This is a genomic window from Arthrobacter sp. AL05 (assembly GCF_029960715.1).
Lineage (GTDB): Bacteria > Actinomycetota > Actinomycetes > Actinomycetales > Micrococcaceae > Arthrobacter.
The window spans coordinates 58,293-71,764 of record NZ_JASBRC010000005.1; the positions used below are offsets into that span (position 1 = coordinate 58,293).

The following is a 13,472-nucleotide window of genomic DNA, read 5'->3' on the forward strand; positions in this document are numbered from 1 at the left end:
CCTATAACGGCCCGGGCCCGTCCGCGGGCCGCTGCGGCGGCCGGCGTCCGGTGTGCTGCCCGGGCCGCGGAGGGTTATCCGGCGGTCAGCTCCAGCCCTTGATCGTCGAGGGCATCCTGGAGCTGGGCCAGGGTCCGCGGACAGATGCCGTGCATTCGGGCAAGTCCCCGCCCGCCGAGTGCCGCCACCTGTTCGAGTGACTCGACTCCGGCGTGTGCGAGGGCCCGGCGGGCCGGAGCCGAGATCCCCCGCGGCAGCGGGGTACGGCCCGGTTCAACGGATTTCGCCGCCATCTGGAATTCCTTTCCGTCGGGGTCCCCAAAAAATGGTCTGCAAGCTGCCCGTGGAGCGGCCCGCGGAACTAGAGGCTAAAGCTGTTCGCCGGCTTGGCTGAGTACTTGAGTCGAAAGCTGGACCCGTCGGTAGCGGCGCCGATGCTCAACTTGGTGAAGTCGAGGTCCTCGCCCCGAATGCAGACCTTGATGGCATTAACCGCCTTGTTGACGTCCGGGGTCAGGATAAAGATGTTGAGCTTGGAATCGGAAAATTCCGAGCGGTCCACTATTCCGAGGCCCCGCCACGCGAGGTGGCTGATCAGTGCGTCCTTGGCCTTTTCCTCGAGGTAACGGTCGCGATCCGTGCCACCCTTGGTCTTCAGTGCATACTGGGCCACGACCCAGAACTGCCCGTCCTCGGGGATTTCGGCAAAACCGTCTTCGGCGCACTGCACGGCGAAGGCATCCATCAGTCGCTCGGCAGCGCCGGCGTCGGCGACGTCGGTCTCATCGGTTTTGCTCTGGTGCCCGACGACGCCGTGGTTCATCACAAATTGGCTGTAGTCCTCGTCAAACCAGGCCTCCCTGAATTCGAGGACACCCTCATCGTTGCGCTTGTAAACCCGGATAATTCCGCTCATGCCCGTCCTTTCCTGAACCATTCGCGGTCTGTGCCGTCGAAGGGTGGCTGTTCTGCCTTGACGGCCTGGTAAAGCTGATCCGATGCGGCGCTGATCCGGGCCGCCACGTCCTCGGGGTAGTCCATCTCCACTCGGTGCTCGGCAAACTCGTCCTCATCGTCCACGTAGACTCCGCGCTCCGCGGTACGGATGACGTCCAGGTCCATGTCGATCAGGTGGAACTCGGTGACGCCGGGGCGGATGGTTCGCCAGCCGTGGTCCGTCGCGAGATCCACGTAAACCCTGACGCCGGCGGGATGGCCCGCTGCGTAGAAGGTGGCGACGTACTCGCCGCTTCGCGGAACCAGCAGCACGGCGTCCGATTCGGTGTAGAACGCGGCGCCCGGACGCGAACAGAACTCGTTGGTTCCCTGGAAGATCCACCAACCGTGGACGTCCTCGCCGAGGTAGGTACCGGGCACCACCCAGTGGGCCTTGCCGTTCCATTTGCGGTTCCGGGAGACTACCAGGTCTCCCGGAACCAGGTCCTTGGGGGTCCTCACAGAATCGGCAGGCTGCCGGTGCTGGGGTGTTCCTGGCCGGGGAGGGGACGCGCGAACGGTACCTTGGTCCCCAGGACCTGAGCCACGACGTCATGGGTGATCTGCTGGGCGGTCAAGCCGACCCGTTCGAGCACCTGGCTGCGGGTTCCATGGTCCAGGAATTCCACCGGCAGGCCCACTTCGTTCAGGGCGGTGTCCACTCCGGCGGCGCGCATTTCCTGCCTGATCCGGGACCCGACCCCGCCGGCGCGGACCCCGTCCTCGATGCAGATGACGAGCCGGTGGTGGGAGGCGAGGGCGACGATGGATTTCCGGACCGGCAGGACCCAGCGGGGGTCCACCACTGTGGAGCTGATGCCTTGCGCCCCGAGGCGGTTGGAGACGTCCAGGGCGAGTTCGGACATGGCCCCGACGCTGACGATCAGGACGTCGTTCTCGCTGGAGCCGACCGGGCGCCGTGCCAGCACGTCCACGCCGTCGCTGAGCCGCTCGACCGCCTCAACTTCGGCCCCGACAGTGCCCTTGGAGTAACGGATCACACTGGGGGCGTCTTCGATGGCGACGGCCTCGCGCAGCTCCTCACGCAACCGGTTGGCGTCCCGGGGCGCGGCGAGGTGCAGGCCTGGCACGATTTGGACCATGGCCATGTCCCACATGCCGTGGTGGCTGGCGCCGTCGGGCCCGGTAACGCCGGCCCGGTCCAGGACGATTGTGACACCGGCTTTGTGCAGGGCGACGTCCATCAGGAGCTGGTCGAAGGCGCGGTTCAGGAAGGTCGCGTAGACAGCGACGACCGGGTGCAGTCCCCCGAACGCCATGCCGGCGGCGGAGGTGAGAGCGTGCTGTTCGGCGATGCCGACGTCGAACACCCGCTCCGGGTGCCGGGCAGCGAACTTGTGCAGGCCGACCGGGATCAGCATGGCGCCGGTGATGCCGACGATGTCCTTTCGCTCATCGGCGATCTCGGCGATCTCGTCGGCGAAGACGGCGGTCCAGGATTTCGCTCCGCCGGCCTCGGTTGGCGCTCCCGTCTCCGGGTCAATAATCCCGACGGCGTGGAACTGGTCCGCTTCGTGTGCGCGGGCGGGCGCGTAGCCGTGACCCTTTTCGGTCATGGCATGCACAATCACCGGCCCGGCGTAATTCTTCGCGGTGGACAGTGCGTGCTCCATGGCCTGGAGGTTGTGGCCGTCGACCGGACCGATGTATTTCATCCCGAGGTCCTCAAACATACCCTGCGGGGCCCACCAGTCCTTAACGCCCTTCTTCATGGCGTGCAGGCTGCGGTAGGTGAACTGGCCCGCGGGTCCGCCGTTCTGCAGCTTGCGCCGCCACCAGTCCAAGGTGCCTTCGTAGGCAGGGGCGGCGCGGAAGGAATCGATGGTGGGGCGCAGCGAGGCGAGGTAGTCAGCGAATCCGCCCACGGTCGGGGCGTAGGAGCGGCCGTTGTCGTTTACGACGATCACCACCCGGCGCTTTTTGTCGGCCGCGATGTTGTTGAGGGCTTCCCAGGCCATTCCGCCGGTCAGCGCGCCGTCACCGACCACGGCGATAACGTAGCGGTCCCCGTCGCCGGTGAGCTGCCGGGCCCGGGAGATCCCGTCCGCCCAGGACAGCGAGGACGATGCGTGCGAGCTTTCGACGATGTCGTGCTCTGATTCGGCGCGGTCCGGGTAGCCCGACAGACCGCCTTGCTGGCGCAGGGTGCTGAAATCCTGGCGTCCGGTGAGGAGCTTGTGCACGTACGACTGGTGGCCGGTGTCAAAGACGATGCTGTCCCGGGGAGAATCGAAGACCCGGTGCACAGCGATGGTGAGCTCCACCACACCAAGGTTCGGGCCCAGGTGGCCGCCGGTCTGGGAGACGTTGGCGATCAGGAAGTCCCGGACCTCGGCTGTCAGCCGGTCCAGCTGCGCCTCGGACAACTTACTCAGGTCCTGCGGGTTGCGGACGGTCTCCAAGATTCCCAACGGCCCCTCCTTCGGGTGGTAGACATGCCTTTTAACTCTAACGCCTCAGGCATGGCGCCGGTGCCGGGCCACGAAAGCCCCGGTCCGTCGGGAACGGGCCGGGGCTTTCGGGTTGATACTTCCGGACTGCGGCTAGTTCGCGGAGATCTGCCGCAGCACGTACTGCAGGATGCCGCCGTTGCGGTAGTAATCGGCCTCGCCCGGGGTATCGATGCGCAGGACCGCATCGAAGCTCGTGACGGTACCGTCCTCGGCCGTGGCAATGACCTTCAGCGTCTTGGGTGTGGTGCCGTCGTTAAGGGCTGTGACGCCCTCAACCGCGAAGGTTTCCGTGCCGGTCAACCCGAGGCTGGCCGCGTTCTGGCCGGCCGGGTACTGCAGGGGCAGGACGCCCATGCCGATCAGGTTGGAGCGGTGGATGCGCTCGTAGCTTTCGGCAACTACAGCCTTGACGCCCAGCAGCGCAGTTCCCTTGGCTGCCCAGTCACGCGACGAGCCGGAGCCATACTCCTTGCCGGCGAGGACCACCAGCGGGATGCCGGCCGCCTCGTAGTTCTGCGCGGCGTCGTAGACGTAGGCCTGCGGGCCGTCGGCCTGGGTGAAGTCACGGGTGAAGCCACCTTCGACGCCGTCCAGGATCTGGTTCTTGATCCGGATATTCGCGAACGTACCGCGGATCATCACCTCATGGTTGCCACGGCGTGAGCCGTAGGAGTTGAAGTCCTTGCGCTCCACACCGTTGGCCAGCAGGTACTGACCGGCAGGGGTGTCCGACTTGAAGGAACCCGCCGGTGAGATGTGGTCGGTGGTGACGGAATCGCCAAGCTTCAGCAGCACCCGGGCGCCGGTGATGTCCTTGACGGGCTCCGGCTCCGCCTTCATGCCGTCGAAGTACGGGGGCTTGCGGACGTACGTGGATTTAGGGTCCCAGGCGAACGTGTCGCCGGCCGGCGTGGAGAGAGCTTTCCAGCGGTCGTCGCCGTCGAAGACGCCCTCGTAGCCGCGGGCGAACATTTCCTTGTCGATCGAGGAATCGATTACCTGCTGGACCTCAACCGGGTTCGGCCAGATGTCCTTCAGGAAAACGTCGTTGCCGGCCTCATCCTGGCCCAGCGGGTCAGCATCAAAATCGAAGTCCATGGTGCCGGCGAGGGCGTAGGCGATGACCAGCGGCGGGGACGCCAGGTAGTTCATCTTCACGTCCGGGTTGATCCGGCCCTCGAAGTTGCGGTTACCGGACAGCACAGCTGCAACGGAAAGATCGTTGGCCGCGATGGCCTCGGAGATTTCGGCGTCGAGCGGGCCGGAGTTTCCGATGCAGGTCGCGCAGCCGTAACCGACGATGTAGAAGCCGAGCTTCTCCAGGTAGGGGGTCAGGCCCGACTTGTTGTAGTAGTCGGTGACAACCTTGGAACCGGGAGCCACGGAGGTCTTGACCCACGGCTTCGAGGTCAGGCCCTTGTCGACGGCGTTGCGGGCCAAAAGCGCGGCGGCCAGCATCACGGACGGGTTGGACGTGTTGGTGCAGGAAGTGATCGAGGCGATCGACACTGCGCCGTGGTCCAGCTCGAACTCGCGGCCGTCAGCGGTCTTGACACTGACTTTCTTTGACGGCCGGCCGTTGGACTTCGGCCCGTGCGCGTGCGGGGCCTCGTCTGTCAGGTGCGTCTTGGTGGCGGTGAAGGACGGGGTATCGGACGCCGGGAAGCTCTCGTCAATGGCCTCATCGACGCTGCCGCCGACGAGGTCTTCCTTCACATAGTTGCGCAGGTCCTGGCGGAACTGGGCCTTGGACTCGGTGAGGATGATGCGGTCCTGGGGGCGCTTCGGGCCGGAAATCGACGGAACAACCGTCGACAGGTCCAGTTCGAGGTACTCGGAGAACTTGATCTCACGTGACGGATCGTGCCAGAGGCCCTGTTCCTTAGCGTAGGACTCCACCAAGGCGACGTTCTCGTCCGAGCGGCCGGTGAGGCGCAGGTAGTCCAAGGTAACGTCGTCGATCGGGAACATGGCGGCCGTGGAGCCGAACTCCGGGCTCATGTTGCCGATGGTGGCGCGGTTGGCCAGCGGCACGGCCGCAACGCCTTCGCCGTAGAACTCGACAAACTTGCCGACCACTCCGTGCTTGCGCAGCTGCTCGGTGATGGTCAGGACGACGTCGGTGGCGGTCGCGCCGGCCGGGATGGACCCGGTCAGCTTGAAGCCCACAACGCGCGGGATCAGCATGGAGACGGGCTGGCCAAGCATGGCTGCCTCGGCTTCGATGCCGCCAACGCCCCAGCCCAGCACACCCATGCCATTGACCATGGTGGTGTGCGAGTCGGTGCCGACGCAGGTGTCCGGGTAGGCCCGGACGACTGAGCCGGACTCGGTGTCGACCTCGCGGGTCATGACCGTGCGGGCCAGGTATTCGATGTTGACCTGGTGCACAATGCCGGTCCCCGGCGGGACAACCTTGAAGTCATCAAATGCGGTCTGGCCCCACCGCAGGAACTGGTACCGCTCGCCGTTGCGCTGGTACTCGATCTCCATGTTGCGCTCCAGTGCGCCGGAGTTGCCGAAGGCGTCGATCTGCACGGAGTGGTCAATCACCATCTCGGCGGGAGCCAACGGGTTGACCCGCTTGGGGTCCCCGCCAAGTTCCTTGACGGCCTCACGCATGGTGGCAAGGTCCACTACGCAGGGCACGCCAGTGAAGTCCTGCATGATCACGCGCGCCGGCGTGAACTGGATTTCAGTGTCGGGCTCGGCGCTGGGGTCCCAGCCGGCCAAAGCGCGGACGTGGTCGGCCGTAATGTTCGCGCCGTCCTCGGTCCTCAACAGGTTTTCAAGCAATACCTTGAGGCTGAACGGAAGGTTTTCTGCACCTTCGACGGAGTTCAACCGGAAAATTTCGTATTCGGTACCGGCAACATTAAGTTTGCCTTTTGAACCGAAGCTGTCCACAATGCTCATCACAGGACTCCTCTCGCAACAGTTTCATCTTTGTCGCGCCGCAGACCCCTTGCTAGTTAGGTGGCCCTAACTAATGCTTGGCCTTGCTCGCACAAGGATCGGTACAGGGTGCAGGAGGTCAGCCGTGGGTACGGAGCGCGACGTCGGACTACTTCGCCCATCCTAGTGGCCTCAGCCCCGCGGAGTCAGTAGCGCCACAGTCTCCATGTGGTGGGTATGCGGGTACAGGTCAAAGGCCCGCAGCCCTGCCAGCTCCCAGCCGGATTGCTGGAAGTAGCCGACATCGCGGGCAAAGGACGCCGGATCGCAGGACACGTAGGCAACGGCGCGGGGGCCGGCTCCGATCAGCTGGTTTACCACGGCCTTGCCGGCACCGGCCCGGGGCGGGTCCAGCAGGATCGCGTCGAAATTGCGCGCCTTTTCACGCAGGACGCGTTCCACCCGGCCCTGGACGATCTCAACCTGCGGTGCATCATGGAGGTTCTTGCGTGCGTCCCGGCTGGTCCCGGGAGCCCCTTCGACTGAGAGCACCGAACCCGTGGCGCCGACGGCGTCCGCGAGCGGGGCGGTGAACAGGCCCACCCCGGCGTAGAGATCCGCAACAACGGCCCCCGGTTCCAGGAACCCGCCGTTGTGCAGGAATCCGGTCACGGCCCCCACGAGGGCGGCGGGGGCCTCGCGGTGGATCTGCCAGAAGCCGTCGCCGGTCACACGGTAGTCGTGCCCCGCCGCGGTCTCCTGCACATAGGTGCGGCCGCGCAGCCGCAGTACCTCGCCTTTGACCGGATCAAAGCTCGCCACCGAAACATCGTCGGGCAGCTGGGCCAGGACCGCGCTGAGCCGCTTGGCCCGGGTGCCCGCGGCCGGGACCAGGAGCACCAGCGGCCGGGAGCCGTTCGCCGGTGCGGCGACCTCAATGCGTTCAATGCCCTGCAGGTCGATGTCCCAGAGCCGGAGGTTGTTGATGGCGTCAACGGCCAGCGGCATCTCCCGGACCGGAAGGACGGTATCGGAGCGGTGCGCGTGCATTCCAAGTTTGCCGGCCGGGGTCACGGCGAAACCGGCGCGGGTGCGCCAGCCCAGGCCGGCCGGCGCCGTCGTTCCCTCCTCCCCCACGGCTTCGACCAAGGAGCCTGCGGCGGTGTCCGTCCCTGCCAGCGGCAGTTCGACGCCGGCCAGGCGGTGCAGCTGCTCGGCCAGCACCTCGGCCTTGAGGCTGCGCTGGCGTGTCAGTGCGATGTGGCCGAGTTCTGCGCCTCCGACGGGCGGGTGACGGTGCGACCAGGAACGCGCGGAATCGGCCAGGTCCCAGAAGTGCGCCACCCGGTCCGGGGATGCGTCAAGGACTTCCACGACGTCGCCGCGCCAGAACTTGGCGTCCGCGCCGGACTCGGTGAGACGGACCTTGACTCTCTCGCCGGGAATGCCGTGCCGGACAAAGACCACCCGGCCCTCATGCCGGGCGACGCAGTGCCCGCCGTGGGCGACCGGCCCGACGTCGACGATGAGATCGGTGCGGTTTGGGGCCTGGGTGTCGGAGTTCATTGGATGTCCTGCAGTCTCTTGGCTTCTTCGGAGGATTTCAGCTGCCACGGCACACTGGCCACCATCACGCCGGGCTCGAAATGCAACCGGGTTTTGATGCGAAGTGCGGTCTGGTTGTGCACCAGTTGCTCCCACCACTTACCCACGACGTACTCGGGGATGTAGACCACAATCAGGTCGCGGGGCGAATCGCGCCGCATGTTCTTGATGTACTCCATGATGGGGGTGACCGTTTCACGGAACGGACTGGCCAGCACGGTCAACGGTACCGGGATTTCCAGTTTCTCCCAGTCCGCGACCGTCTGTTCGGTCTCTTCGCTGCTGATGTCCACGGTGATGGCGTCCAGCCGGGAGGGCCGTGACGCGCGTGCATAGGCGAGGGCGCGAAGGACCGGCTTGCGCACGTGGGAGACGAGGAGGACTGCGTGCACCCGGGTGGGCAGGGCCCGCGGCGAGGAATCCTCATCGACTGCGAGTTCCTTGGCCACGTTGTCATAGTGCGACCGGATGCTCCACATGATGAGGAACAGCGCGAACATTGCCAGCAGCGCGATCCACGCGCCCTGCTGGAACTTGGTTATCAGCACAATCACCAGGACCAGCGCGGTCATGCCGAAGCCGATCGTGTTGATGGTGCGCGACTTGAGCATACGCAGCTTGACGGCGGGGTCCTTCGCGAGCTTCAGTTCCCGGCCCCAGTGCCGGATCATGCCGAGCTGGCTGATCGTGAAGGAGATGAAAACACCCACAATGTAGAGCTGGATGAGCTTGGTGACGTCGGCGTTGAAGGCGATGATCAGCACCAAAGCGCCGGCTGCCAGCGCCAGGACGCCATTGCTGAAGGCGAGCCGGTCCCCGCGGGTGCGCAGCTGCCGAGGCAGGTAACCGTCCTGGGCCAGGATCGAGCCAAGCACCGGGAAGCCGTTGAACGCCGTGTTGGAGGCGAAGACGAGGATCACGCCGGTGGCGGCGACCACAATGAAGAAGGGGATGGAGCCGGCTCCAAAAATGGTCTGCGCAATCTGGCTGATCGCCGGACTCTGGATATAGCCCTCCGCCAGCGGCTTGCCATCGAGCAGGAACTCGGTGGCAGGGTCCAGCACAATGTGCACCTTCGTGGCGTTGGCCAGGTAGATGATCCCGGCCAGCATGGACGCCGCGATCACGCCGAGCAGCAGCAGGGTGGTGGCCGCATTCTTGGACTTGGGCTTCTGGAAGTTCGGCACACCGTTGCTGATGGCTTCAATCCCGGTCAGCGCCGCTGCGCCGGAAGAGAAGGCCCGGAGCAGCAGGAAGGCGCCGGCGAGGCCGACCATTCCCTCGTCGAAGCCCGCCGCGGGCACGATCGTGAAGGCTGCCGAGGGCGCTTCGCCCAGTTGGCCGGTGGCCGCCTGGAAGATGCCGATGGCCGTCATACCCAGGATGGAGGCCATAAAGATGTAGGTGGGGACGGCGAAGACGCTGCCGGCTTCCTTGATGCCTCGCAGGTTAACGAGGGCCAGGATCACGACGCCGATCACCGCGATGGCGGCCTGCTGGCCGTGCAGTGCGGGCACCGCGGAGGTCAGGTACGTCGCGGCCGAGGACATCGACACCGCAACGGTCAGCACGTAGTCGACCAGCAGCGCGGAGGCGACGGTGAGCCCGGCATATTTGCCCAGGTTCTCGTTTGCGATCTCGTAGTCGCCGCCGCCGGAGGGGTAGGCATGGACGTTTTGCCGGTAGGAGGCGACAACAGTCAGCAGCACCACCATGACGGCCAGCCCCACCCAGGGCGAGAACGCCACGGCGCTGACGCCGGCCAAGGCCAGGGTCAGGAGGATTTCGTCGGGCGCGTAGGCCACTGAGGACAGCGCGTCGGAGGCGAAGATGGGAAGCGCGATCCGCTTCGGCAGCAGGGTGTGGGCCAGGCTGTCGTTCCGGAAGGGCTTGCCTACCAGCACCCGCTTCACGGCATTGAATATTGTCGGCACTCCACAAAGCTAGTCGCATTCGGACCCGATGTCATGACGGCGACCGGGCGCCGCGCGGCGGCGGCTCCAGGTCGCCGGGGTGCGGCAGCGGCGGGGCTGGCTCCAGGTGGCGCCGTGGCCGGTAGAGTTTTCCGCAGTAGCAGTCACAAAGCTTGAGGAGGCACGGTTGGCGCACTTCGTGATTATGGGTTGCGGCCGCGTGGGGGCAACCCTCGCGCACACGCTCGAGGATGCGGGCCACTCCGTGGCCATCATCGACCAGGACGACCGCGCCTTCCGTCGGCTCCGAACGGGCTTCACCGGCCGCAAGGTCACCGGCGTCGGCTTTGACCGCGAGACCCTCAAGCAGGCCGGCGTTGCGGAGGCCTATGCCTTCGCGGCTGTCTCCAGCGGCGACAATTCAAATATCCTGGCCACCCGGGTGGCACGCGAAACCTTCCACGTCCCGCACGTGGTCGCCAGGATTTACGACCCGGGCCGGGCTGAGATCTACCAGCGGCTCGGCATCCCCACGGTCGCCGCAGTGCGCTGGAGCGCGGACCAGGTGCTCCGGCGGATCCTGCCCGAACAGCACCTGGCCGGCGACTATCGCGACCCCTCGGGCCGCCTTGTGCTCGCCGAAGTGGACCTGAACCCCGCGTGGATCGGCCACCCGGTCACCTCGATCGAGAAGGCCGCCGGGATCCGCGTCGCGTACCTGACACGGTTCGGTGAGGGGATGCTGCCCGCGGCCGGAACCCTGTACCAGGATGGCGACACCGTGCACGCCATGCTGGGCGTGGACCGCAGCAGCGAAGTCGGCCATGTTCTTGCCCAGCCCCCCGCCAAGGAGTCCTAAGTGAAAGTCGTTATTGTCGGGGCGGGAAGCGTCGGTTCCTCGATCGCGCGCGAACTGCTGGCCCACAAACACGAGATCCTGCTGATCGACCTCAAGCCCGAGGTAATCGGGCGAAGCGGACTGCGGGGCGCCCACTGGCTGGTTGGCGATGCCTGCGAACTGAGCACCCTCCAGGACGCGAAACTGGAAGACGCCGACGTCGTGGTCTCAGCTACCGGTGACGACAAGGTCAACCTGGTGGTCTCGCTGCTGGCGAAGACCGAGTTCGGCGTCGGACGCACGGTAGGCCGGGTCAACAACCCCAAGAATGACTGGATGTTCGACGATTCCTGGGGCGTCGACGTTGCGGTGAACACCCCGCAGCTGATGACTGCCCTGGTCGAGGAGGCCGTGGAGATCGGCGACCTCGTCCGGCTGCTGACCCTGCAGACCGGGGTGTCATCGCTGGTCGAGTTCACGGTCCCGCACGATTCACACGTCGTCGGACTGACCGTGGGCGGCATCGAATGGCCCGAGGATTCGACCCTTGTGGCAATCCTGCGGGATCAGGCACCAATCACGCCGAGCCGGGATGACGTGATTGACGGCGGGGACGAGCTGTTTTTCGTCACGACAATCGCAGCAGAGGACGAGCTGCGTGCCCTGCTCTCGCCGGAGTCCCAGGGCGAGCTGCCGGCGGAACAGCAGGGCGAAGACTCGCACGCCCACGAAGTCTTCGACGGCTTCGACGGCTAACCGGCTGTTGCCGGCAACCCCCGGTTGCCGGCCGGTTCAGTTGGGGGTTGCGGCTGGGGCGGGCCGGGTCAGCAGCCAGGCAACCCAGATGCCCAGGATGTACAGCGGTGCTCCCATCAGCAACCGCGTTGTGGCGAGGGCCGCGAAGCCCGCCTCGCCCATAAAGTACAGCGGAAGCTGGACCAGCAGGCGAAGGGCCAGGACCCCGATGATCACCCAGGTGCCGATCCGGTAGGCCCTGACCCGGGCTGGCTGCTTCCGCCAGTCCAGTCCTTCGTTCCGGATGAAGCCGAAGAGCAGCCCCGCAAACGGCCAGCGAACGGCGATCGAGATCGCCATCACCACGATGTAGGCGGCGTTGGTGAAGAATCCGGGGACGTAGAAGTCCTCGGCCTTGCCCGTGGTGTTGGCCAGCCACGCGGACAGCCCGACGCCGGCAATTCCCGCCAGTGCCTGCGTCAGCGGCTTGCGCTGGATGAGTCGGGCGACGGTAAACGCCGCCGCCACGGCCAGCGCGGAGACCAGCGCCAGGGGCAGCTCGCGCGCGATGGTGAAAGCGACCAGGAAGACCAGGCCGGGGAGGATGCTCTCGGCAATGCCCTGAATGCCGCCCGCGCTCTTGAGCACGTCGATGTTGCCGTTGCCGGACCGGTGCAGACCGGCCTTGGCGGCGTAACCTTCGGCGAGCTGCGCCGCTGTTGGCTGAACCGCTGTTGGCTGAACTGCTGTTGGCAGCGGCTCAGCGGGTTCCCGCCCTGCCGCGCCGGGATTTTCGGGAACCGTCATTGCTCCTCCTGCGGGGAGAGTATTTCGTAGCGGGGATTGAACATGGTCGGCAGTCCGTCCCGGACTGTGACCATGCCCTGCAGGCGCAGTTCGGTGCCGGCATCGACACCGGGTATACGGCGGCGGCCCAGCCAGACCACCCGGAGCCGGTCCTTGGGAACGGCGGACCGCTGGCGCCATAGGCCGGAGGCCGGCGTGGCGGCTGCGGTGCCGGATGCCACGGGGACGGAGCGTTTTTTGACCGGCGGCGCGTTGTGGTCGACGACGATCGCGGTAAAGGCAGCGACCTGGCTCGCCGGTGCGTAGGTGACCGATTCGATGAAGCCATGGCATAGCACGCGGCCGCGGTCCGGCAGTTCCCGGACGGAGACCGACGCAGCCGGGTCCTGGCGGGCAGCATCAGCCAATCTGGGTGGTCTCCGGTCCGCGTTCGGGGCGCTCGATGTCCGGGGCGGACTGTGGAGCGGGCACGGCGTTCTCCTTGGGCAAGTGCAGCTGCAGGAGGTCACGCGGGGGCATCGGGCTCTCGCCGCGCACCACCACGAGCTGCCGGAACAGTTCCTCGAGTCCGGCGGCCGCGTCGCGGTCTACAGCAGCCTCCCCGCCGAACACGCCGCGGAGGAACCAGCGCGGGCCGTCGACGCCGATAAAGCGGGCCACCCGGTAGCCGTGGCTGCCGTCGGCACCACCAGCGGGAAGCTTGGCGAGGAGTTCGGCGCCGAAGCCGCCCTGGACCTCCTCGACCTGGCCACCCTGGCTGCCGACGGACTGACCGATCTGCTCACGGATTTCCTCCCACAGGCCTTCGGAACGCGGAGCGGCGAACGCCTGGAGCTGAAGGCTTGAGCCGTTCAGGTCCATGGTGACGGCGACAACGCGCTGCGTGGCCTCTTCGACCTCAAGCCGGAGTTGCAGGCCTTCCGCCGGTGCAATCAGGAGGGCGCCGAGGTCCACGTAGCCGTCCTGGTCCTCGATCTCCGAGACGTCGAAGGGACCCGTGCCGCCGCGAAGCGGTGCGGCGGCTGCAGTCCCGGTCGAGTCATCGGCGGACGCTTCAGCAACTGCCCTCGGGGACTCCCCGGGTTCCGTCGCCTGTTCCTGCTTGGCTTTCTTGCCACGCCCAAAAACCATGGGGTCGTCTCCTTAATTGTGATCCTGTGCCGCCGCGCCACACTGCGCGTGCGGGGCTCCGGCTTTTATAGGCTGGCT

General features: G+C 66.2%; 12 protein-coding genes. 2 read left to right on the plus strand and 10 right to left on the minus strand.

All coding sequences use genetic code 11. From position 1 onward, the window contains the following. Positions 1-74: 74 nt before the first annotated feature. From QK287_RS08480 to QK287_RS08510, 7 genes are all read right to left on the minus strand, one after another. On the minus strand, positions 75-293 hold the full coding sequence (locus tag QK287_RS08480) for a hypothetical protein (RefSeq protein ID WP_282359835.1): 219 nt from the start codon (positions 291-293) through the stop codon (positions 75-77). Between the two features lie 68 nt (positions 294-361). Next, entirely contained in the window at positions 362-916 is a 555-nt protein-coding gene (locus QK287_RS08485; protein ID WP_226773219.1) for a hypothetical protein, read from the minus strand. Beyond that, positions 913-1,458, minus strand: coding sequence for a DUF402 domain-containing protein (locus QK287_RS08490; protein ID WP_226773220.1), 546 nt, complete (start codon positions 1,456-1,458; stop codon positions 913-915). The genes QK287_RS08485 and QK287_RS08490 overlap by 4 nt, the downstream gene beginning before the upstream one ends. Beyond that, the gene (gene dxs, locus QK287_RS08495; protein WP_226773221.1) at positions 1,455-3,428 is read right to left on the minus strand and encodes a 1-deoxy-D-xylulose-5-phosphate synthase; all 1,974 of its coding nucleotides are present in this window, start codon (positions 3,426-3,428) and stop codon (positions 1,455-1,457) included. The genes QK287_RS08490 and dxs overlap by 4 nt, the downstream gene beginning before the upstream one ends. A gap of 132 nt (positions 3,429-3,560) precedes the next feature. After that, on the minus strand, positions 3,561-6,386 hold the full coding sequence (gene acnA / locus QK287_RS08500; RefSeq protein ID WP_282359836.1) for an aconitate hydratase AcnA: 2,826 nt from the start codon (positions 6,384-6,386) through the stop codon (positions 3,561-3,563). Positions 6,387-6,557: 171 nt separating this feature from the next. Then, the gene (locus QK287_RS08505) at positions 6,558-7,931 is read right to left on the minus strand and encodes a TRAM domain-containing protein (RefSeq protein ID WP_226773223.1); all 1,374 of its coding nucleotides are present in this window, start codon (positions 7,929-7,931) and stop codon (positions 6,558-6,560) included. After that, a complete protein-coding gene (locus QK287_RS08510) occupies positions 7,928-9,904 on the minus strand; it encodes an APC family permease (RefSeq protein WP_226773224.1) in 1,977 nt (658 codons plus the stop codon). Before QK287_RS08510 ends, QK287_RS08505 begins: the two co-directional genes overlap by 4 nt. 166 nt (positions 9,905-10,070) lie before the next feature. On the opposite strand from QK287_RS08510, the gene QK287_RS08515 reads away from it, so the two are divergent. Further along, on the plus strand, positions 10,071-10,742 hold the full coding sequence (locus QK287_RS08515) for a TrkA family potassium uptake protein (protein ID WP_282359837.1): 672 nt from the start codon (positions 10,071-10,073) through the stop codon (positions 10,740-10,742). Beyond that, positions 10,743-11,477: a TrkA family potassium uptake protein gene (locus QK287_RS08520; RefSeq protein WP_282359838.1), complete on the plus strand. Its 735-nt coding sequence runs from the start codon at positions 10,743-10,745 to the stop codon at positions 11,475-11,477. It begins immediately after the preceding gene. Between the two features lie 36 nt (positions 11,478-11,513). Here the strand turns inward: QK287_RS08520 and QK287_RS08525 are convergent, their stop codons facing one another. From QK287_RS08525 to QK287_RS08535, 3 genes are read right to left on the minus strand one after another with little or no spacing between them, the layout of a single operon-like run. Continuing rightward, positions 11,514-12,263 carry a DUF3159 domain-containing protein gene (locus tag QK287_RS08525; protein WP_226773227.1) on the minus strand — a complete coding sequence of 250 codons (750 nt, stop codon included), beginning with the start codon at positions 12,261-12,263 and terminating at the stop codon, positions 11,514-11,516. Continuing rightward, entirely contained in the window at positions 12,260-12,670 is a 411-nt protein-coding gene (locus QK287_RS08530; protein WP_282359839.1) for a hypothetical protein, read from the minus strand. Before QK287_RS08530 ends, QK287_RS08525 begins: the two co-directional genes overlap by 4 nt. Then, on the minus strand, positions 12,663-13,394 hold the full coding sequence (locus QK287_RS08535) for a DUF3710 domain-containing protein (RefSeq protein ID WP_226773229.1): 732 nt from the start codon (positions 13,392-13,394) through the stop codon (positions 12,663-12,665). Before QK287_RS08535 ends, QK287_RS08530 begins: the two co-directional genes overlap by 8 nt. Positions 13,395-13,472: the final 78 nt, after the last annotated feature.

Coding starts and splice junctions, on each gene's coding strand:
- QK287_RS08525 (WP_226773227.1), bottom strand. CDS start 12,263: ATGACGGTTCCCGAAAATCCCGGCGCGGCAGGGCGGGAACCCGCTGAG.
- acnA (WP_282359836.1), bottom strand. CDS start 6,386: ATGAGCATTGTGGACAGCTTCGGTTCAAAAGGCAAACTTAATGTTGCC.
- QK287_RS08505 (WP_226773223.1), bottom strand. CDS start 7,931: ATGAACTCCGACACCCAGGCCCCAAACCGCACCGATCTCATCGTCGAC.
- QK287_RS08535 (WP_226773229.1), bottom strand. CDS start 13,394: ATGGTTTTTGGGCGTGGCAAGAAAGCCAAGCAGGAACAGGCGACGGAA.
- QK287_RS08485 (WP_226773219.1), bottom strand. CDS start 916: ATGAGCGGAATTATCCGGGTTTACAAGCGCAACGATGAGGGTGTCCTC.
- QK287_RS08480 (WP_282359835.1), bottom strand. CDS start 293: ATGGCGGCGAAATCCGTTGAACCGGGCCGTACCCCGCTGCCGCGGGGG.